General features: G+C 64.7%; 19 protein-coding genes. 5 read left to right on the top strand and 14 right to left on the bottom strand.

Annotated elements, in window-relative coordinates:
* Window positions 1–30 precede the first annotated feature (30 nt).
* From QYM46_RS03535 to QYM46_RS03500, 8 genes are all read right to left on the bottom strand, one after another.
* Window positions 31–1,044: an NAD(P)H-dependent flavin oxidoreductase gene (locus QYM46_RS03535; RefSeq protein WP_432790881.1), complete on the bottom strand. Its 1,014-nt coding sequence runs from the start codon at window positions 1,042–1,044 to the stop codon at window positions 31–33.
* 1 nt (window position 1,045) lies between these two features.
* Window positions 1,046–2,779, bottom strand: a complete 1,734-nt coding sequence (locus QYM46_RS03530; protein WP_432790880.1) for a class I adenylate-forming enzyme family protein — start codon at window positions 2,777–2,779, stop codon at window positions 1,046–1,048.
* A complete protein-coding gene (locus QYM46_RS03525; protein WP_432790879.1) occupies window positions 2,776–3,603 on the bottom strand; it encodes an enoyl-CoA hydratase/isomerase family protein in 828 nt (275 codons plus the stop codon). Before QYM46_RS03525 ends, QYM46_RS03530 begins: the two co-directional genes overlap by 4 nt.
* A complete protein-coding gene (locus QYM46_RS03520) occupies window positions 3,600–4,796 on the bottom strand; it encodes a CaiB/BaiF CoA transferase family protein (protein WP_432790878.1) in 1,197 nt (398 codons plus the stop codon). Before QYM46_RS03520 ends, QYM46_RS03525 begins: the two co-directional genes overlap by 4 nt.
* A gap of 1 nt (window position 4,797) precedes the next feature.
* Complete coding sequence (locus QYM46_RS03515; protein ID WP_432790877.1) at window positions 4,798–5,526, bottom strand: enoyl-CoA hydratase/isomerase family protein; 729 nt, start codon at window positions 5,524–5,526, stop codon at window positions 4,798–4,800.
* Window positions 5,523–6,467, bottom strand: a complete 945-nt coding sequence (locus QYM46_RS03510; RefSeq protein WP_432790876.1) for a hydroxymethylglutaryl-CoA lyase — start codon at window positions 6,465–6,467, stop codon at window positions 5,523–5,525. The genes QYM46_RS03515 and QYM46_RS03510 overlap by 4 nt, the downstream gene beginning before the upstream one ends.
* A 78-nt stretch (window positions 6,468–6,545) precedes the next feature.
* On the bottom strand, window positions 6,546–7,976 hold the full coding sequence (locus tag QYM46_RS03505; protein ID WP_432791711.1) for an MFS transporter: 1,431 nt from the start codon (window positions 7,974–7,976) through the stop codon (window positions 6,546–6,548).
* 119 nt (window positions 7,977–8,095) lie between these two features.
* Entirely contained in the window at window positions 8,096–8,590 is a 495-nt protein-coding gene (locus tag QYM46_RS03500) for a MarR family winged helix-turn-helix transcriptional regulator (protein ID WP_432790875.1), read from the bottom strand.
* A gap of 161 nt (window positions 8,591–8,751) precedes the next feature.
* Here QYM46_RS03500 and QYM46_RS03495 point away from each other — a divergent pair, with 161 nt between their 5' ends.
* Genes QYM46_RS03495 through crcB form a run of 4 tightly spaced genes read left to right on the top strand, consistent with a single transcriptional unit; the run spans window position 8,752 to window position 10,404 of the window.
* Window positions 8,752–8,874 carry a hypothetical protein gene (locus QYM46_RS03495; RefSeq protein ID WP_432790873.1) on the top strand — a complete coding sequence of 41 codons (123 nt, stop codon included), beginning with the start codon at window positions 8,752–8,754 and terminating at the stop codon, window positions 8,872–8,874.
* A gap of 8 nt (window positions 8,875–8,882) precedes the next feature.
* Window positions 8,883–9,491 (top strand): universal stress protein, encoded by a 609-nt coding sequence (locus tag QYM46_RS03490; RefSeq protein ID WP_432790872.1) that lies wholly within the window; start codon window positions 8,883–8,885, stop codon window positions 9,489–9,491.
* On the top strand, window positions 9,488–10,030 hold the full coding sequence (locus tag QYM46_RS03485; RefSeq protein WP_432790871.1) for a fluoride efflux transporter FluC: 543 nt from the start codon (window positions 9,488–9,490) through the stop codon (window positions 10,028–10,030). The genes QYM46_RS03490 and QYM46_RS03485 overlap by 4 nt, the downstream gene beginning before the upstream one ends.
* Window positions 10,027–10,404: a fluoride efflux transporter CrcB gene (gene crcB / locus QYM46_RS03480; RefSeq protein WP_432790870.1), complete on the top strand. Its 378-nt coding sequence runs from the start codon at window positions 10,027–10,029 to the stop codon at window positions 10,402–10,404. Before QYM46_RS03485 ends, crcB begins: the two co-directional genes overlap by 4 nt.
* Before the next feature lie 183 nt (window positions 10,405–10,587).
* On the opposite strand, the gene QYM46_RS03475 is transcribed toward crcB, so the two are convergent.
* Entirely contained in the window at window positions 10,588–11,664 is a 1,077-nt protein-coding gene (locus QYM46_RS03475) for an NADH:flavin oxidoreductase/NADH oxidase (protein ID WP_432790869.1), read from the bottom strand.
* A gap of 199 nt (window positions 11,665–11,863) precedes the next feature.
* Between QYM46_RS03475 and QYM46_RS03470 the strand changes: the two genes are divergently transcribed.
* Complete coding sequence (locus QYM46_RS03470) at window positions 11,864–12,208, top strand: ArsR/SmtB family transcription factor (protein WP_169251342.1); 345 nt, start codon at window positions 11,864–11,866, stop codon at window positions 12,206–12,208.
* Window positions 12,209–12,461: 253 nt separating this feature from the next.
* Here the strand turns inward: QYM46_RS03470 and QYM46_RS03465 are convergent, their stop codons facing one another.
* The 5 genes from QYM46_RS03465 to QYM46_RS03445 form a co-directional block, all read right to left on the bottom strand.
* Window positions 12,462–13,931, bottom strand: a complete 1,470-nt coding sequence (locus QYM46_RS03465; RefSeq protein WP_432790868.1) for an MFS transporter — start codon at window positions 13,929–13,931, stop codon at window positions 12,462–12,464.
* Window positions 13,932–14,042: 111 nt separating this feature from the next.
* Window positions 14,043–14,504 carry a DUF3151 domain-containing protein gene (locus QYM46_RS03460; protein WP_169251340.1) on the bottom strand — a complete coding sequence of 154 codons (462 nt, stop codon included), beginning with the start codon at window positions 14,502–14,504 and terminating at the stop codon, window positions 14,043–14,045.
* A gap of 106 nt (window positions 14,505–14,610) precedes the next feature.
* Window positions 14,611–15,528 (bottom strand): hypothetical protein, encoded by a 918-nt coding sequence (locus QYM46_RS03455; protein ID WP_432790867.1) that lies wholly within the window; start codon window positions 15,526–15,528, stop codon window positions 14,611–14,613.
* A complete protein-coding gene (locus tag QYM46_RS03450) occupies window positions 15,525–16,604 on the bottom strand; it encodes a glycosyltransferase family 2 protein (RefSeq protein ID WP_432790866.1) in 1,080 nt (359 codons plus the stop codon). Before QYM46_RS03450 ends, QYM46_RS03455 begins: the two co-directional genes overlap by 4 nt.
* Before the next feature lie 63 nt (window positions 16,605–16,667).
* Window positions 16,668–17,822, bottom strand: coding sequence for an acyl-CoA dehydrogenase family protein (locus QYM46_RS03445; RefSeq protein ID WP_432790865.1), 1,155 nt, complete (start codon window positions 17,820–17,822; stop codon window positions 16,668–16,670).
* Between the last annotated feature and the right edge of the window lie 84 nt (window positions 17,823–17,906).

The following is a 17,906-nucleotide window of genomic DNA, read 5'->3' as shown; positions in this document are numbered from 1 at the left end:
GCCGGGTAGCTTTGTGGGTGACCTGCCAAGCTACCCAGCGACCGCCACTGGCGCGTCTGTCTGTGTTTGCCTCAGAATACCGTCACCGCCGGCTGCTCGAGGAAGGCGGTCCACGACGGCACAGTACTCGGTAGCGATCCGTCGGACCACTTCGGCTGCGGGGAGTCGTTCCGATACCAATCCTGCTGTCTGACCGGCTTCGACTTTCCCGGTCTCGACCTCACCGTCTTTGGCCGACTGGCGAAGCACTTTCGAGGCGAAGACTTCCCGTCGGTCGCCGACCGGCGCACCCGCATACTCGAGATCAAGCATCTCTTCGGTGAACTGATTGCGTAGAGTGCGTATCGGGTTGAGTTCTCGGCCGACGAGGACTGCGTCCTCGGCTTCCGCGACGAGAACCATGTCCTGATAGGCCGAATGCACGTTCGCCTCGGTGGTGGCGATGAACCGGGTGCCGAATTGGGCGCCGGCGGCTCCCAATGATAGCGCAGCGGCGAGCGCGTGACCGTCAGCGAAACCGCCGGAGGCCACGACCGGGATCTCGGGGAACTCTCGCGCAATAAGGCGGGTGAGTACCAGACTCGTCACTCCGTGCTCGGGCGGATGGCCGCCCGCTTCCGCACCGACGACGACCAGTCCGTCGACTCCGGCTTCCACGGCCTTGGCCGCGTGGGTGAGGCTCGTGACGACGTGAAGCCAGATCGTCCCGACCTCGTGAAAGGCACCGAGGTGCTTCTTCGGTCCGCCCTGTGAGGCGATGATGACCGGCGGCGCATGGTCAATGAGATGGGCGATCGTCTCCTCGGCTCCCTTGCGGTAGAGCGGCATGTTCACCGCCCACGGCCGGTTCGTGCCTGCCTGTATTCGGGTGAGGCATTCGTCGAGATCGGGCAGCCGCATCGGACCTGCCGCGATGACTCCTAGCCCACCGGCGTTGGAGACAGCCAGCGGGAGTTCGGCGCATGAACTGACCCAGGACATTCCGGCTTGGACGATGGGCAGATCCGTCCCGATGAGTCGCGTCAGTGCGGTATCGATGCGCATCTCAGACCGCCGCCATCTTATCGAGGTACGTCTGTGCCTGACGGGCCAACCCGCCGCGTTGGATCTTCGAACTAGCGGTCATGCCCAGTTCTTCGAAGTCGTCGAGGAAGCGAACGTATTTGGGTACCTTGAATCCAGCCACACGTTCGCGCAGCCATGCCACGAGCTCTGCCTCCCCCATCGACTTTCCGTGGGACAGCGAGATGAAAGCAAACGGCACTTCGATAAGGCGGGGATCGGGCACTCCGACGACTACGGCCTGGCGCACCGCTGGATGCAGGAGAAGCTCCTCCTCGATCTCGACGGGAGACACGTTCTCTCCGCCGACTCGGATCATCTCCTTGAGTCTGCCGACATAGATCAGCCGTCCTTCCTCGTCCAGGGTGCCAAGGTCCCCGGTGCGCAGCCAGCCGTCAGAGGTGCAGGCATTGCGTGTGGCCGTGGGGTTGTTGAGATACCCGGTCATGACGTTCCAGCCACGGACTTGGATCTCTCCCCTGGCTCCTGTCGGCACCGGCTCGTCGGCGGCGTCGTCCCAGATCCTCACCTCTACGCCCGGTTGCGGCAGCATCGCCGAAGCGAGCCGCACATCCGCGGGTTCCCACCAGGCCGACTGTGCGACGTTCGGTGAGGCTTCCGACTGCCCGTACCCGGCGACGACCTCAGTTGCTCCGAGTTCCTCGGCCACCCGTCGGAGCACAGCGGCAGACGCCGCTACCCAGGCTCCACGCAGGACGAGGGTTCGCTGCGGTCGGTCCGGGTGATCGAGAAGCATCAGGGCAATCGTGTCATTGCCTGAGAAGTGGGTGCAGCGTTCCCGTTCGAGGACCTCGAGAGCGGTACCAGCGACGAATCGCTCCATAGTCACCAAAGTGGACATCGACTGGGCGCTGCTGAGCACGGACAGCGTGCTGCCCGCTACGTGGAAGAACGGTCGCACCGAATGGAATCTGTCACCGGCCCGCAGTCCCATTCTTACAGCCGAAAAGTGAGCGTCGGCGCACATGCCTCGGTGGGTCAGAAGCACCCCCTTCGGCCGAGACGTCGTCCCCGAGGTGTATTGGATGAGCGAAGTGCTCGCAGGGTCGATTTCGAAGCTGTCATCGACAACGGTCTTGTTGTTGCGATCGGTTGCATCGTCGTCCGTCGTCGCCTCTTGTGACCGGGGGCCGACGAAGTCTGACCAGCGGGTCCATCCGGCAGCGATTTTCGCCTCAGCATCGTCATCGAGCACGACGACGGACTTCAGATGAGGCAGTTCAGGGTGCGGCAACTGGGATTCAGGTCCAGGTCCGATGCTGTCGATAGTCGACAGGAAATCGTTCGACAGCACGCGCGGGGCAGTGATAAGGAACGCCGCCTGCGAGTCGCTGAGCACATGTGCCAGGTCACTTGAGCGGTACCGGGTGTTAACCGCGACGACAACGGCGCCGATGCCAGTGATCGCGTAGAACAGCTCCGCCCAGCGTGGCCCGTTGCCGGCGCACAGGGCCACGCGGTCACCGGCGCGAATGCCGATGCGTTGCAACACCTCAGCGGCAGTGTCGGCTGCGTGCTTAAGCTCGGCATAGGTGACGCGGTCCTCGCCGCAGACCACGGCTTCAAGGTCCGGGACCGTCGCTGCGGCTCGAGCGAGCACTGCCGAGGTAGTCAGAGGACAGGCGTCGGCCGGCACGTCCGTGCGGTCGAATGGGTCCGGGTCGAACGCGGCCGTGGATTCGTTCAGAGCGGTCACTTCCGCACCTCCGTCGTGGTGTTCTCGTCATTTCGGGCCTCAAAGTCTGCGAGTCCCTGCTTCCATTCGCTCTGGGCGAGGTTCGTCTCGATGGCGCGCAGTTCGATGTCGAGACCCTGGTCGAGACTGACTTCGCTCCCCGAGTCTATGGCGCTCTTCGTGAGTTGCATCGCCGAGGTGGGTGCTTGGGCCATCGTCTGTGCCGTCTGCAGCGCGAACTCCCACCCTTCTGCGGCGCTGAGCACCTTCTGCACGAGCCCGAGTTCGACAGCTTCGTCCGAGCGCACCATTGAGTTTGTGAAGAGGAGTTCCTTGGCTTTGCGCATTCCGACGACGCGCTGCAGCCGTTGGGTGGCGCCGATAGTTCCCCAGTGGACTTCGGGGTAGCGAAAGCTCACGTTGTCCTGTGCGTACGCGAAGTCGCAGGAGAGTGCGATCTCTCCCCCGGAACCGACGACGGCTCCCTGCAGATAGGCGATGACCGGGACTCGGCAACGCAGAATCGCCCGGTATGCCGCAAAGGAGGCCAGCCGCCTCTTACGAATCCAGGCGGCATCCTTGTCCCGTCGTTCCTTTAGATCGGCACCGGCGCAGAACGTGGGACCGTTGGCACCGATGAGCACGGCGCCGGGGGGCTCGGCATCGATCGACGCGAAAGTCTCGCTGAGATCGTGACAGAGCTCGAAGTTGACAGCGTTGCGGGCCTCGGGACGGTTGAGAGTGACGACGAGGACCTCGCCGAGGCGCTCGGTCGTCAGAGTGTTTCGAGGACTCGGCACGAGGCCGGCATCTTGTGCCGCATGAGTCATCTGCCTCCGGCTCATGCTGGGTCCTCCGGTCCAGTGGGTTCGACCGCGCCGAGCGTGCGCACAGCTCCGACAGGGTCGAAGACTCCCAGGACTGCTTCGTTGTCTGCTCCCAGCAACGGTGGCACCGTGATTGACGGGTCGTCGTAGCTGTCGAATTTCACCGGGGTGCGTAGTGCAGAGAAGGTCCCGACCGTGGGGTGGTCGAAGGTGCCGACCATCCCCCGGGCTTGTGTCTGCGGGGCGTTCAACGCTTCCTTCACTGTGCGCACTTCGCCGGCGGGAATGCCGTGCTCACCGAGGGCGCCCACTAGCTGGTCACGAGTCCATGACGAGATGGCCGCTGAGAGGGCTTCAGTCACTTCCTCACGACGTTCGACCCGTCCCGAGTTCGTGGCCAGACGCGGATCGTGAACCAGGTCGTCGAGGCCGAGGACCTCACAGATGAGGGGCCAGTGCTGATCGCTGCCGCTGATCTGCACCCAGCCGTCTCGACATTCGAAAGCGGCAGAGGGCACCCGGCCGAGATGTGCGGTTCCAGTTCTCATCGGGTCGTCGTCGAGAGCGAAGGTGCGCGCCGCTGCGAGCGCGAGCAGGCTCGTCTGAACGTCCATCATCGCAATGTCGACGAAGGTGCCGATGCCGTGGGCGCCACGACCGACGAGTCCCGTGAGGATCGCGATCGCCACCCACAGTCCGCTGGTCATGTCCGCCAGCGGAATGCCAGCTTTGGACGGGCCCGATTCAGGCTCACCTGTCAGGTGCATGACACCGGAAAGTGCTTGGAAGACCGTGTCGTAGCCCTTCCGCGTCCGTTCGGGGCCTGTCTGACCGAATCCGCTGGCTGCGACATAGATGAGTTGTTCATTGATCTCGTGCAGGCGATCCCACCCCAGGCCGTAGCGGTCCATGGTGCCGGGAATGAAGTTCTCGACTACGACGTCGACCTCGTTGACGAGGCGTTCGACGATATGTCGGTCGTCATCGCTTCTGAGGTCGAGGGTGATGGACTTCTTGCCGCGGTTGAATGCGAAGAAATAGGCACTCTCGTCACCGATGCGCGGTTCGAAGGAGCGGGTTTCGTCACCCTTGCCCGGTCGTTCGACCTTGATCACTTCGGCGCCCATATCGGCGAGGATCTGTGTGGCCATCGGTGCTGCGAGTACGCGGGAGAAGTCGAGGATGCGGATTCCATCAAGCGGTTTGGTCATATCAGCTCCTGAATGAGCGCATAAGTGCGTTGAGGTCCTGACCGGCGTCCATCGCAGCCGCCGTCGGGAGATCTGCCACGCGGTAGTACAGGGATTTGATGGCGCTCATTGCGCGGGGGGATCGACCGGCCCAGCCGGCTGCGATCTCCTGGGCCCGGTCAACTTCCCTGCCTGCTTCGACGGCCTCGTTGGCCAGTCCGAACTCGGTCATCTCCACCGCCCCGAGCGTGCGACCGGTCGAGATCAGTTCGAAGCCGAGTTTGCGGCCGAGGTGGCGCTGCAGACCGGTCATCACGAGCGCAGGCACGATGTCGTGCTTGATCTCGGGATAACCGAACGACACGTCTTCGGCGACGACGATCATGTCGCAGGCCAGGGCCAGTCCGGCGCCGCCGCCGACCGCGTGGCCTTTCACCGCGGCGACTACAGGCACAGAGAGCTGAGTCGGAAGCGATTGCAGTTCAGAGGTCAGAGCTGCCCGCTCAATTACGCGGTCAGCGTGGTCGGGTGTGAGGTCAGAAAACTCCTTGAGGTCAGCACCGGCGCAGAATCCGCGACCAGCGCCGGTGATCACGACTGCACGCACCTCCGGCGCGCGGTCGCACTCGACGAGGGCATCGCGAATCGCCGTGGTCAGTTCCGTGTTGAGCGCGTTGCGTTTGTCCGGACGATTCAGCGTGATGGTCCTGACTCCTTCGGAGTCCGTGATGATGAGCGTGTCACTGGTCATGCGACGTCTGCCTCTCTCAATATCGTGTTCGCCAGTCCTGCTCTGGCTGTCTTGCTCAGGAGCGTACGGCCGAGGATGCTTTCGCATTCGGCAGAGGCCTCCATCACCGCGTCAAGGTCGAGGCCAGTGTCCACCCCGAGCGAATCGAAGAGATTGACCGTGTCTTCGGTGGCGACGTTGCCGGTCGATCCGGACCCGTAGTGGATCATGTTCGGGTGTCCGCCGACTCCTCCCATGGCTGAGTCGAAGCTGCGGCAGCCGGCCTCATAGGCGGCCATGATGTTAGCGATGCCGAGGCCGCGTGTGTCGTGGAAGTGAGCGACGATGGTGAGCTCGGGAAAGGCCGGCACCAGTTCCGCGAAGAGTCGCTTCGCGGCCGCTGGGTCCGCCAGGCCGGTGGTGTCCCCGATGGTCACGTATCCGGCGCCGAGATCGCGGAACCGTGCCACATCATCGATAACAATCTGCGGGTCGATGGCTCCTTCGAACGGGCAGCCGAAGGCGACCGAGACGACTCCCACCAGGGTGAAATTTCCCGCGGCAATGGCGGCCATCTCTTCGACCTTCTGCCACTGTTCTAATCGACTTGCACGCAGGTTGACCTGCGAGTGCGAGTTGCTGGCTGAGGTGAGCAAGCTGATCTCATCAGCACCGTAGCCGGCCTCAGCGTCTGCCAGCGCACGTTGAACGGCCTTCTGATTAGGGCACGTCGCTTTGAACGAGATTCCTTCACGCCTCGGTAGTGCACTGAGCAGTTCACTGGCGTCGGTGAAAGCGGGCACCTGCTTCGGATGGCTGTAGCTGGTGGCTTCAATGCGTCGGAATCCGGCGCCAGTGAAGGATGCGAGCACTGCGAGCTTCTTTGCAGTCGGTACGAATGCGCTTTCATGTTGCAGGCCGTCTCGGGCGAAACATTCGTTGATGCTCACTCTGTCGTTCATTCTGGTACTGCTCCTTTGTCGTCCCTTTAGGCTATCGCACGACTGTTGATTTAATCAACAGTCGTCATCTATTTCGCCTCACCGTTCCTCATCGCCTGACACCACGCGCCCCGACGCGACCCCATCGCCGCGGCCACCTTGATCGACTGGCGATTCCCCATCAGCATTCAGCTCGGTGCACAGCCTCGTATCCGCTTCACGCAGCGACCTGGCCGGGATACCGATGAGAACAACGAATACTCCGCACAGAATAATGAGACCACTGGCCATGAGACCAACAGATATATCGCCGGTGATCACCTGGATCGCGGCCAGCATTGCCGGGGCCACGGCAGCCATGACCGATCCCGCAGCAGTAACGAAGGCAATGCCGGTAGCGGCGGTCCGCGGCGACAGATAGATCGACGGGATCGAGTAAAAGACCGTGAGCCCCGAGTAGTGAGCGCACGCCATCACGGTGAGCAGCACTACCACGAGCGGCGGTGTATCAAGGGTGAACGCAAGGATGAACATGGTCGCGACGCCGGTCAGCCACGGCACCGCCGTATGCCAACGACGCTCGCGCGTTCTGTCCGAGTGACCCCCGACGAGCAACATGACGATGATTCCACCGATCGGCGGGATTGCAGAGAGCAAGCCCAGTGACAGCGGATCGTCGATGCCGGACCGGTGGATGATTCGCGGCGTCCAAAAGGAGACCGCATTGGCGAAAGTGTACGCCGCACAGGCGCCGAGTCCGAGAATCCACACCCTGGGGTCGCGCAGCGCAACTCGCAGACCGCCGTGCGATTCGGACCTGGCTCCTTTCGTCGCAGAGTCATCCGCAAGGTCTCGCTCAATGACAGCCTTTTCCACGTCGCTCAGCCACACGGCCTGCGACGGCCGGTCACAGAGCGACAGCCAGGCGATCCCCGCGAGGATGAGTGGCGGAATGCCCTCGATAATGAACAGCCACTGCCAGTCAGCAAGACCCGCCACTCCGCCGAAAGCGCTCATAATCCACCCGGACATCGCGGAGCCTACGGCACCCGAGATCGGAATGGCCATAAAGAAGATCGCGGTCACACCGGTCCGTCGGCTCGAAGGGAACCAGTACGAGAGGAAGAGCAAGCAGCCAGGAAAGAATCCCGCCTCGGCAACGCCGAGGAAGAACCGAGCAATATAGAAGGTCACTGGCCCGGTGATGAACATCGTGGCAATGGTGACCAAGCCCCACAACATCATGATTCGCACAATGGTCTTGCGCGCGCCGATGCGGGACATGAGCGCGTTCGAGGGGATCTCGAAGATAATGAAACCAATGAAGAAGCAGCTCACACCCAATGCGTAGACTGCCTCGCTGAATCCCAGATCGCGCTCCAGTCCGATCTGGGCGATGCCGATATTCGTCCTGTCGATAAAGCTGATGAAGTAGCAGATGACCAGGAGCGGCATCAGCCGCAGCGCCACCTTTCGATATATGCGTTTTTTCTCGGCCGGCGACACCTCTGTCGCGGAATTGATTGCCACGGTCAAGCCCCCAATGCCTTGATTCCAGTTAAGTGGTTCAAGTCTCGTCTTGAGTGTTGTACTTGTCAACACTAAAGTCAACATTCATTGCAGGGCATATTCCACGGGCTGCGATCACCTCATCCGGGAGTATCGTGCTCGTGGTGTTCAAGGACGATTGCGACGTCCGCGAGCTTGTTCAGCGCCCGGTCGAGGACCTCCCGCTCTTCGGGGTCCAAAGCCGCCAAGACCGTTTGGTCACGTTCGTTTGCCGCCTCGATGATCTGCTCGAAGAGCGACTGCCCACTATCGGTGAGGGTGAGCTGACTCGACCGGCGGGGGCCCAATGATTTGGAGACTAAGTCCCGATCCACAAGCCCCGAGATGACTCGACTCATCTGTGCTTTGTCGAGTGCAGCCAGACGAGCCAGTTTGTTCACTGTCATCGGCTGTGTTTGGCCGAGCAGGGCCAATGTTCGCCACTCGGGAAGACTGACATCGAATTCTCGCCGAAATCGCGGCCCGGCACTGGCAGACAACAGGTTGGCCAGACGACGCACTCGGAATGAGAGCAGTTCGGTGATCTGCAGCGGCTTCGCCATCGCGTCGCCTTCGGTGTGTGGTACGTCGTCCATATAGTCTTCCAATCTTCTTGCGCGCCGTTGGCATAGAACCGTCAGAACCCTATCGTTCCATGCCGCCGTGCGATTCAGGGCGCTTGAGCCGGTTCGCGAACTGCGCCGACACTTCACCGCGGCCTTTGTCGGCCGCTTATGGCACAATATTGGTGTCGCGCATGCGCGACACGGCGGTGGGGCTCGCCGTACCCAACCTCGGCGCGGGACTCGTGCAGACGCTCGAGACTCCGCAGTCGACAACAGTCCCTACCTCGACCGGCTTCAGCATGCCCGAAAGGTAGGAGAGACCATGACCACCGGCCCCGAACCGAGACATCGCGATCCGAAACATGACGGTCCGCCGCGCGCCCGCATCATCCTCGGCATCGTCCCCGATCAGCCCGCCGAGGTGATCGCCGCCGCCGCGGACTACGCCGCCCACTTCGACGCCGAGCTGATCTGTGCCCATGTCGACGACTCCCGCTACACCGTTGAGACCCGCCCCGACGGCTCCGTGCTCTCGATGCCCATCGATCCCGACACCACCGACGAGGCGGCCACCGAGTTCGACCCCGAACTCGAGCGCCGCATCGCTGCCGCCCTGGCAGGGACGCATGTGGCCTGGTCGACCCGTGCGCTGGCGGGGTCGCCGGCGCAGGAACTCGACCGGCTCGCCGAGGCGCTCGATGCCCGCATGATCGTCCTCGGCGTCCGTCGCGCAGGTGTCCGCGGATCGTTGCACGAGTTCTTCAACGGTTCGGTCGCGATCCAGCTGTCGAGGCACCAGCATCGCCCGCTCGTCGTCGTTCCGCTGGCGGCAGGCGCCGAGGGCATGGACGGCCCCGAAGCCGCTGCGACGTCGCCGACACCAGGCGCCTCCCCCGCTGCTGAACCTCTGACCGGCGAGGCCGGGCAGTGACCCGGCCGGTCCATCTGCGGCTGTCCTATCTGGGGCTCGCGTTCCTCGGCGGCACGCTCGGAACCGCGGCACGCGAGGCGGTCAGTCTGAGCCTGCCGTCCCTCGGCGATGTGCCGTGGGCGATCCTCACGGTCAACATCCTCGGCGCGTTCGCACTCGGTCTTCTCTTGGATTCCCTGGCGCGCAGCGGTCCCGATGAGGGGTGGCGCCGGAGAACGCGAATCCTCGTGGGCACCGGTTTCATGGGCGGTTTCACCACGTACAGTGCACTGGCCGCGGATACGGCGGGCCTCCTCGGCGCGGGTCCGGGCGGTGCGGACAATCCCGGTGTCGGTCTGGCCTACGGGGTGGGCACGGTGCTCATCGGCGGTCTCGCCACGTTCGTCGGCATCGCCACGGCGACGGCGCTGCGTCGAGGCGGCGGTGAGGTCGACGAGGGGGCCGACGATCTCCCGATCGATGCCGACTCCTGGGACGAGGACGCCGCGGATGCCGGTCGCGATGTCTCAACTGACCGTCACCCGGGAGGCGCCCGATGACCCCGCTGGTCTTCATCGCCCTTGCCGCCGCCGGCGGGCTCGGTGCCTCGTCACGGATGCTGCTCGACGGACTCATCAAGTCCCGCATGAGCACCGCCCTGCCGTGGGGGACGATCATCATCAACGTCTCGGGGTCGCTCGCTCTCGGTCTGCTCACCGGGCTGGCCGGAGCGAACCTGCTGCCGGAAGCCTGGCATCTGGTGCTCGGCACGGGATTCCTCGGCGGGTACACGACGTTTTCGACGGCGAGCTTCGAAACCGTCCGACTTCTCCAGCAACGTCGCTGGGTCGCCGGTCTGGTCAACGGACTCGGCACCCTCGTCTTCGCCACAACGGCCGCGGCGATCGGGCTGTGGCTCGGCGGTCTGGCTTAGCTGCGACCGACCGTTTTAAGATCAGCCGCATCTCGACACGCCTCCCCTCATCGAGGCGCTGTCCGCGCAGACGCCAAACGGCCCAGTTGAAGTCGAAGAGCACACATTTGATCATGTGCTCTTCGACTTCGACTGGGCCGTCAGCGCCCGAGCCCGTCACTCCGCCAGCGCCTCAGCATCAGCTCACGCGTAGGCCCGCTGATATTGGGCCGGGCGGTAGTCGATATCGAAGCGCAGGGCGTCGGCGGCGCGCAGCGCGAAGTTCGGGTCGCGCAGATGCTCACGGCCCGCGAGGATCGCATCGGCCTGGCCGGTGGCCAGTATGTGCTCGCCCTGGAACGGTTCGCTGATGAGGCCGACGGCCGCGGTCGGCAGCCCCGATCCCTGGCGCACGCCGGCGGCCAGGGTCGTCTGGTAGCCGGGACCGACGGGAATCGACGCCATCACATTGCCGCCGGAGGAGACGTCGATGAGGTCGACGCCGTGTTCCTTGAGCCATCCGGCGACGTGGACGGTGTCGTCGAGTGTGAGCCCACCGTCGGTCCAGTCCGTCGCGGACAGGCGCACGAACACGGGAACGTCGTCGCCCACCTCGGCGCGGGTGGCATCGACGACCTCGAGCAGCAGCCGGGCACGGTTCTCCGGCGATCCCCCGTAGGAATCGGTACGAGTGTTGCTCAGCGGGGACAGGAACTCGTCGATGAGATAGCCGTGGGCGGCATGGATCTCGACGAAGTCGAACCCGGCCTCGATCGCCCGGCGCGCCGAGGACCGGAAGGCCGCGACCACCTCGGCGATCTCCGTCTCAGTCAGGGCCCGGGGTTCGGCGAGGCCCTCGAAGGCCAACGCGGACGGAGCCACGGTCTGCCAACCGCCCTGCTCGACCGGGACGCTGCCGTCGCCGTCGGTCCCCCACTCGGGATATGTCGAGGCCTTGCGGCCCGCGTGGCCGAGCTGGATGCCGGCGGCCGCTCCCTGCGAGTGAAGGAAGTCGACGATGGGGGCGAAGGCGTCGCGCTGCGCGTCATTCCACAGCCCCAGGTCCTTCGCCGAGATCCGCCCCTCGGGAGTGACGCCGGTGGCTTCGACGATGACAGCTCCCGCACCTCCCCTGGCCATGGCGCCGTAGTGGACGGTGTGCCAAGGGACAGGGACGCCGTCGAGAGCCTCGACGGAGTACTGGCACATGGGCGGAACCCAGATGCGGTTGCGGAAGGTCAGGCCGCGCAGAGTGAGCGGTTCGAACAGCAGATGAGACATGGCACCTCGCGATCTCGTGGAGAATGTGCAATTGGATGTACGACGTTCTTCGTACTTCAATGAAGGACCATACTACGATGAATTTCGTACTACCAAATGTTTCGTACAATGGGGAGATACGGCGCTACATGTGATCGGTGGCTGTTCAGACGACATCCACCGACGCTGACCGACACGATGGCGAGAAGGGAGGGTCCTGATGCGCACACTCGACCACCCCAGCAGGGGCGAGATGAGACTCGACGCGGTTCTGGCCGCGCTGGCCGACCCGGTCCGTCGGACCGTTGCCTGCAAGCTCAACGACGCATTCGACGATCATGCGTGTGCGACCTTCGAGCTGCCGGTGTCGAAGTCGACGGCGACGTACCACTTCCGCACCCTGCGCGAAGCCGGCGTCATCCGCCAGGAGTACGAGGGCACGAAGATCATGAATACCCTGCGCAAGGATGACCTCGACGCTCGCTTCCCCGGCCTCCTCGACGCCGTATTCGCAGCCCAGTACATCGAACGCGCCGAGGCGACCGCCCCCGATCCTCAAGCCTGACCCGACCGAGTCGCCTCCGCCCAGACGCGCCCGAGCCCCCCTCCGCCCCAGACGTGACCGAAGCGGGCGGGCGACGCTCTCCCCTGCGCAAGCAAGCCCTTCTCCCCCGCTGACGAAACTTAAGTGGGGCGAGATTGCCCGCTACTTACGGGTAGACGAGCAAACTGGCCCCACTTAAGTCGCAATCGGGACGACCTCGTCGTTCTGATTGAGCACCTCGACCCAGAAATCGACGATGCCGTCGGACCGGGCCTCAGCTGCTGACCGGCTGCCCCTCCTGCCGGGCCTTGGCCCGACCGCGGGCGAGATCGACCAGTCCGATGATTCCGGCGAAGACGATGACGAGCGCGATGAACCCGAAACCCGCAACGACGGCAGCGCCGTAGCCGGCCAGAGGCTGGACGACGAAGAACACGGCGGTGACGATCGCGATGCCGATGGCCGTGCCCACCCGCTGCCCGGTCTGCATCACGCCGCCGGAGCTGCCCGCGTACTCGACGGGCACCTCGGCCAGAGTGAGCGTCTGGTTCGGGCTGATCGCCATTCCCTGTCCGAGGCCGGTGATCCCGAGCGTCAGCAGCAGCCACCAGATGCTGATTCCCCAGGCCTCATGTGCCAGCACCAGCAGCGCCGAGGCGACGACCCCGGTCAGACCGATCGCCACCCCGAGGACGACCATCTTCCGTCCGAAGGTGAGCACGACACGGCCGGCTGCCTGTGCGGCGATGGCCGAGAGCAGCGCCGAGGGCAGACCGATGAGGCCGGCGTGGAGGGCGGGGAACCCGAGACCGTTCTGCAGGTAGAGCGCCACGATGACCCAGATGCCGGGCATGCCGACGAAATACATGGACGTCAGCGACGCCCCGTAGGCGAAGCTGCGCGTCCGGAACAGCTGCATGTCGACCATCGGTGATCCGCCTCGGCGGGAGTACCGGTTCTCCCACCGCACCCACAGCCAGACGACGGCGACGCCGACCGGGACGAGGGCGTAGATCCACGCCCCTGCGCCGCGTTCGAGGAAGGGCAGCATGACCAGCAGCGTGCCCACGCCGAGCAGCACGAGTCCGATCGGGTCGAAGTCGGCCCGACGTCGGCCCTGCGAGGCGGACTCGGTGCCGGTGCCGATCCAGGCGCTCTTGGGCAGCCAGAACCGGCCGAGGATGATCGCGGTCAGGGCGATCGGCACGTTGATGAGGAACGCCGATCGCCATCCCCATTCGTCGCCGAGGACAGCGATGAGTCCACCGCCGAGGACGGGGCCGATGCCCACGGAGACCCCGACGATCGTGCCGAACATTCCGAAGGCGCGACCGCGCACCTTGCCGTGGAAGTACTGCTGGAGCATCCCCACGCCCTGGGGGCTGAGCAGGCCGGAGCCGAGGCCCATGACGACACGGGCGATGTTGAGCACGAGCGGGTCCGGGGACAGTCCCGAGATGAGGGAGCCGAGGGCGAAGACACTGACGCCGATGACGAAGAGCCGACCACGCCCGAAGAGGTCGCCGGCTCGGCCGGCGGCGACGAGGAGCACGCCGAAGGCGAGCGTATAGCCCGACAGAACCCACTGGATCGCCGAGTTCGAGGCGCCGATCGAGCGCTGCATGTCGGGGAGGATGACATTGACGATCGAGACGCTCAGCAGCGACATGAACATCGGGACGAGCATCACCGCCAGGATCTTGCGCTGCTCTGCCGTCATGACTGTCTCGGAAACATTACCCATTCATATAGTTCTACGCCGCCCTGCCGACAAGCACAATCGGCCTCCGCGGTGCGTTTGCTCACGCACCACGGAGGCCGATGTATTCGCCGACGATGCGGCGGGCCTGCTCCCTTACTCCCCGCGGCCGATGGCGTCCACGGCTGTCGGGTCGGAGGAGTGCAGGAACTCCTCGATGCGCGCGGCCTCTTCGCCTTCGCCGATCGCTCCGGCGGCACGGCCGAGAGCGTAGAGCGCGCGGAGGAATCCGCGGTTGACTTCGTGCGAGTACGGGATCGGGCCGGCACCGCGCCATCCGGCGGCACGCAGGGCGTCGAGTCCGCGGTGGTAGCCGACGCGGGCGTAGGCATAGGCGTCGACGAGGCGGCCCTCCTGGTGCGCTTCCTCGGCGAGTTCCGCCCAAGCCAACGAGGAAGCCGGCAGTGCGGCTGCCACGTCGATGGGCTCTTCACCTGCGTCGATGCGCTTGCGAGCGTCGACGTCCGGGTGGTCGTCCGGCAGGTAGGTCGGCTGCGGGCCGAGCTGGCTGGCATCCAGATTGCCGATATGCGATGGGTTGCCGATGGGCTGGGTCATTGCGTCTCCTTCGTAGTCGTGGGCATAGTCAACATCTTCTCGCCGAGGCGGCCGTCCGCCCCAGCGTCACGGTCAGTTCGGGGACACAGCTATTTCGAGGCCACGGTCAGTTCTTCTTCACTTCGGACGGCAGAACCGTGTACGGGTTCTCACTCAGCGCGCCGGTGACTCCGGCGTCTGCGAGCTTCTCGAGCTGCTTCTCGTCCTTGACGTCGGTGGCCCAGACGGCCAGGTCCACTCCGGTCCATTTCTCGGCGACATCGGCCTCGACAGCCAGGGCCGTGTATCCGCTACCGGAAAGCGACTCGTTCCGTGTCGCCGTCACGTCCCCGGTGAACATGGCGCCGACGCCGGCATCGGCGGCGGCACGGGCCACCTCGGGGTCATCGGTGCGCACGAGCGTCGAATCCTCGAGCCCCGCCTCGGTGATGGTCTTCAATGCGGGGGTGGCCACCTCGGCGGAGTCGATGGCGGGCATGAACACGGTGTCCCCGCCGAACTCGTCGACGATCTGATCCCAGGTGATGGGCTCGCCCGGGCTCGTGTCCTTGCGGGCCGGTTTGATGGTCTGGTCGAGGAATTCGTCCGAGTCGAGCTCGTCAAGGCTCTTCTTCAGGCCCATGTCCTCGGCGGCGGTCTCCGGGTTCGCGGCCACGATCGTACCGTCGCCCAGCGCGGTGAGCGTGGGTGCGGGCAGGTAGCCGAACTTCACATTCTCGGTGAAGGCGCGCTTCGAGTTCGCCGGATACACCGAGGATCCGCCGTCGAGGGCGCCCACGGCCGGCGGGTTGAGCGAATCGACGGTCAGCTGGTCGTCGGAGCCGAAGAGGTTCATCGCGAACACACCCGCGACGAGGACGACGACGATGATTCCGGCCCACAGAGGGGCGTTGAATTTCTTCGGCTCGGGACGATCGGGCACGGGAATGCGTTCGCGGGATTCGGGATCGACGCTCGGCAGCGGATCAGTGGTGCCGCGGCCGTAGCGGTCCCGGTGTGCCCGGCTCGGCTTCTTCTTGCTCATCGGCTGCTGTCCTTCGTCGTTCCGGCCCCGGTGACGAGCCCCCGGAGGAACCCGGCGCCCCAGCACAGGTGCATGGTCGGAAGGACGATGCCGAACCAGAATCGCTCGCGTCGTCCGCAGTCCTTCGCCGCCGAGGCGGTGGCCAGGATTCCGGCGATGTAGCCGAAGCTCGGCACGTGGATGAGCGAGGTGAACCGGCGGAGGAACTTCGGCCACCGCTTCGTCGTGCCCGTCAGTTGGAGCAGGGTCTCGACGACGGCCGCGCTGATGCCGAGCACGAGCAGCGGCGGGGCGAAGTAGCGCAGCGAGTTCTGCGATCCGTAGCGGCGGATGAGTTCGGCCCGCCAGATTCCGGTGGCCCAGAACTGCTGCGCGATCTTCGACCAGGTGCCGCGCGGCCAATAGGTGACTTCCATGTCGGGGTTGAACCAGATGCGGCCGCCGGCGGTGCGGATGCGCAGGTTGAGCTCCCAGTCCTGACCGCGTTTGATGCCTTCGTCGAACCCGCCGAGGTGGTCGAACACTTCCCGACGATAGACGCCGAGGTAGGCCGATTCGGCTTCCTGCGCCTCGTCGCCGGAGTGGTACGCGGGGCCGCCGAGGCCGACCGGGGACATATAGGCCCGTGCCACGGCTTTCTGGAAGGAGGTCCTGCCGCGGGCGAGCATGAGTCCCCCGCAGTTCGCGGCCTTCGTCTCGCGCAGAGTGTCGATGGCCTGCTTGGTGTAGTCGGGCCTAAGTCCGGAATGCGCGTCGACGCGGATGATCACCGGGTGCCGGGTCGCGGCGATGGCGAGGTTGAGCCCGATCGGGGTCGCGGCCTGCGGATTGTCGACCGTCTGGATCCGTGAGTCGCGGGCGGCCATCGATGCGATGATGGCATTCGTATCGTCGGTCGAGGGACCGAGAGCCAGCACGATCTCTTTGTCGCCGTCATACTCCTGCGCGAGGATCGTGGTGATCGCCTGCTCGATGTGCTCGGCCTCGTTGAGGACCGGCATGATGAAGGAGACACCGGGCTTCTCGGCCAGCGGCGGAAGGCCCTCCGGGGTCAGGATCTCAAGTACTTTCGACACGCTGTCAATCTTCCCATACCCGCGCGCACCCGGTCTTGAGGGGGCATACAGGTGGGGCCCGGCTCACAGACCCCGAGCGATGAGCTCCTTCATGATTTCGTTCGTGCCGCCGTAGATCTTCTGCACCCGGGAATCGGCGTAGAGGCGAGCAATCGGGTATTCGACCATGTATCCGTAGCCGCCGAATACCTGCAGGCAGCGGTCGACGACCCGGTTCTGAGCATCCGTGGCCCAGTACTTCCCGGCCGACGCCTGCTCTGTTGTCAGCGTTCCCCTGATGTGTTCGCTGGTGAGGTGGTCGATGAAGGTGCGGACGGACAATGCCTCGGTGGCACATTCGGCGAGGACGAACTTCGTGTTCTGGAAACCGAGGATGGGCCTGCCGAAGGCCTCCCGCTCCTTCGCATAGGCGACGGTCTCCCGGACGGCGAATTCCGCGGTCGCGGCACCGCCGACGGCGATCGCCAACCGTTCCTGAGGCAGCTGCTGCATGAGTTGGATGAACCCGCGGCCCTCGACTCCGCCGAGGACGTTCCCGGCCGGGACGCGCATGTCCTCGAAGAACAGCTCCCGCGTATCCTGTCCGTGCAGTCCGACCTTCTCCAGCACACGTCCGCGGGACAACCCCGGCAGATCATTCACCTCGGCCACGATGAGCGAAACACCCTTCGCACCGGGCTCGTCGCTCGTGCGGGCCACGATGATGACGAGGTCGGCGTGGGACCCGTTGGTGATGAAGGTCTTGGCGCCGTTGATGACGTATTCGTCGCCGTCGCGCACCGCCCGGGTCGTGATGTTCTGCAGGTCCGAGCCGGTGCCCGGTTCGGTCATCGCGATCGCCGAGACGAGCTCGCCGGTGGCCATGCGGGGCAGCCACCTGCGCTTCTGCTCTTCGGTGCCGAAGGCATTGATGTAGTGGGCGTTGATCGTCGAATGGACGCTGTTGCCCCAGGCGGTGTCGCCGACGAACCCCTGTTCCTGCAGGAGCACCGCCTCGTGGGCGAAGGTGCCGCCACCGCCGCCGTACTCTTCGGGGATCGAGATGCACAGCAGACCGGCGTCGCCGGCCCGGGTCCACGTTTCGCGATCGACCTGTTTCTGTTCGGCGAAGCGGGCTTCGTGCGGCACGATCTCCTTGGCGAAGAATCCGCGTGCCAGATCACGCAGGTCGTCGGTCTCCTGGGTTTCCCAGGTGCCGCGGTATCCGTCGAGAATCATTTTTCGTCTCCTGACATTGATGGTTGAGCTGGTGTCAGCGGGTTGAACGGGGGTGCGGGGTCCTTGAGTAGGACTTTCGTGTGC

It is taken from the genome of Brevibacterium sp. K11IcPPYGO002, assembly GCF_050920635.1.
GTDB lineage: Bacteria > Actinomycetota > Actinomycetes > Actinomycetales > Brevibacteriaceae > Brevibacterium.
The sequence above is the reverse complement of the archived record's forward strand: the minus strand, read 5'-3'. Positions and strand labels throughout refer to the sequence as shown.

Excerpts from the sequence above, each read along its gene's own strand:
- QYM46_RS03535 (WP_432790881.1), bottom strand. The coding sequence starts at position 1,044 with ATGCGCATCGATACCGCACTGACGCGACTCATCGGGACGGATCTGCCC.
- QYM46_RS03525 (WP_432790879.1), bottom strand. The coding sequence starts at position 3,603 with ATGAGCCGGAGGCAGATGACTCATGCGGCACAAGATGCCGGCCTCGTG.
- QYM46_RS03520 (WP_432790878.1), bottom strand. The coding sequence starts at position 4,796 with ATGACCAAACCGCTTGATGGAATCCGCATCCTCGACTTCTCCCGCGTA.
- QYM46_RS03515 (WP_432790877.1), bottom strand. The coding sequence starts at position 5,526 with ATGACCAGTGACACGCTCATCATCACGGACTCCGAAGGAGTCAGGACC.
- QYM46_RS03510 (WP_432790876.1), bottom strand. The coding sequence starts at position 6,467 with ATGAACGACAGAGTGAGCATCAACGAATGTTTCGCCCGAGACGGCCTG.
- QYM46_RS03500 (WP_432790875.1), bottom strand. The coding sequence starts at position 8,590 with ATGGACGACGTACCACACACCGAAGGCGACGCGATGGCGAAGCCGCTG.
- QYM46_RS03495 (WP_432790873.1), top strand. The coding sequence starts at position 8,752 with ATGCGCGACACGGCGGTGGGGCTCGCCGTACCCAACCTCGGCGCGGGA.
- QYM46_RS03490 (WP_432790872.1), top strand. The coding sequence starts at position 8,883 with ATGACCACCGGCCCCGAACCGAGACATCGCGATCCGAAACATGACGGT.
- crcB (WP_432790870.1), top strand. The coding sequence starts at position 10,027 with ATGACCCCGCTGGTCTTCATCGCCCTTGCCGCCGCCGGCGGGCTCGGT.
- QYM46_RS03475 (WP_432790869.1), bottom strand. The coding sequence starts at position 11,664 with ATGTCTCATCTGCTGTTCGAACCGCTCACTCTGCGCGGCCTGACCTTC.
- QYM46_RS03470 (WP_169251342.1), top strand. The coding sequence starts at position 11,864 with ATGCGCACACTCGACCACCCCAGCAGGGGCGAGATGAGACTCGACGCG.
- QYM46_RS03465 (WP_432790868.1), bottom strand. The coding sequence starts at position 13,931 with ATGGGTAATGTTTCCGAGACAGTCATGACGGCAGAGCAGCGCAAGATC.
- QYM46_RS03460 (WP_169251340.1), bottom strand. The coding sequence starts at position 14,504 with ATGACCCAGCCCATCGGCAACCCATCGCATATCGGCAATCTGGATGCC.
- QYM46_RS03455 (WP_432790867.1), bottom strand. The coding sequence starts at position 15,528 with ATGAGCAAGAAGAAGCCGAGCCGGGCACACCGGGACCGCTACGGCCGC.
- QYM46_RS03445 (WP_432790865.1), bottom strand. The coding sequence starts at position 17,822 with ATGATTCTCGACGGATACCGCGGCACCTGGGAAACCCAGGAGACCGAC.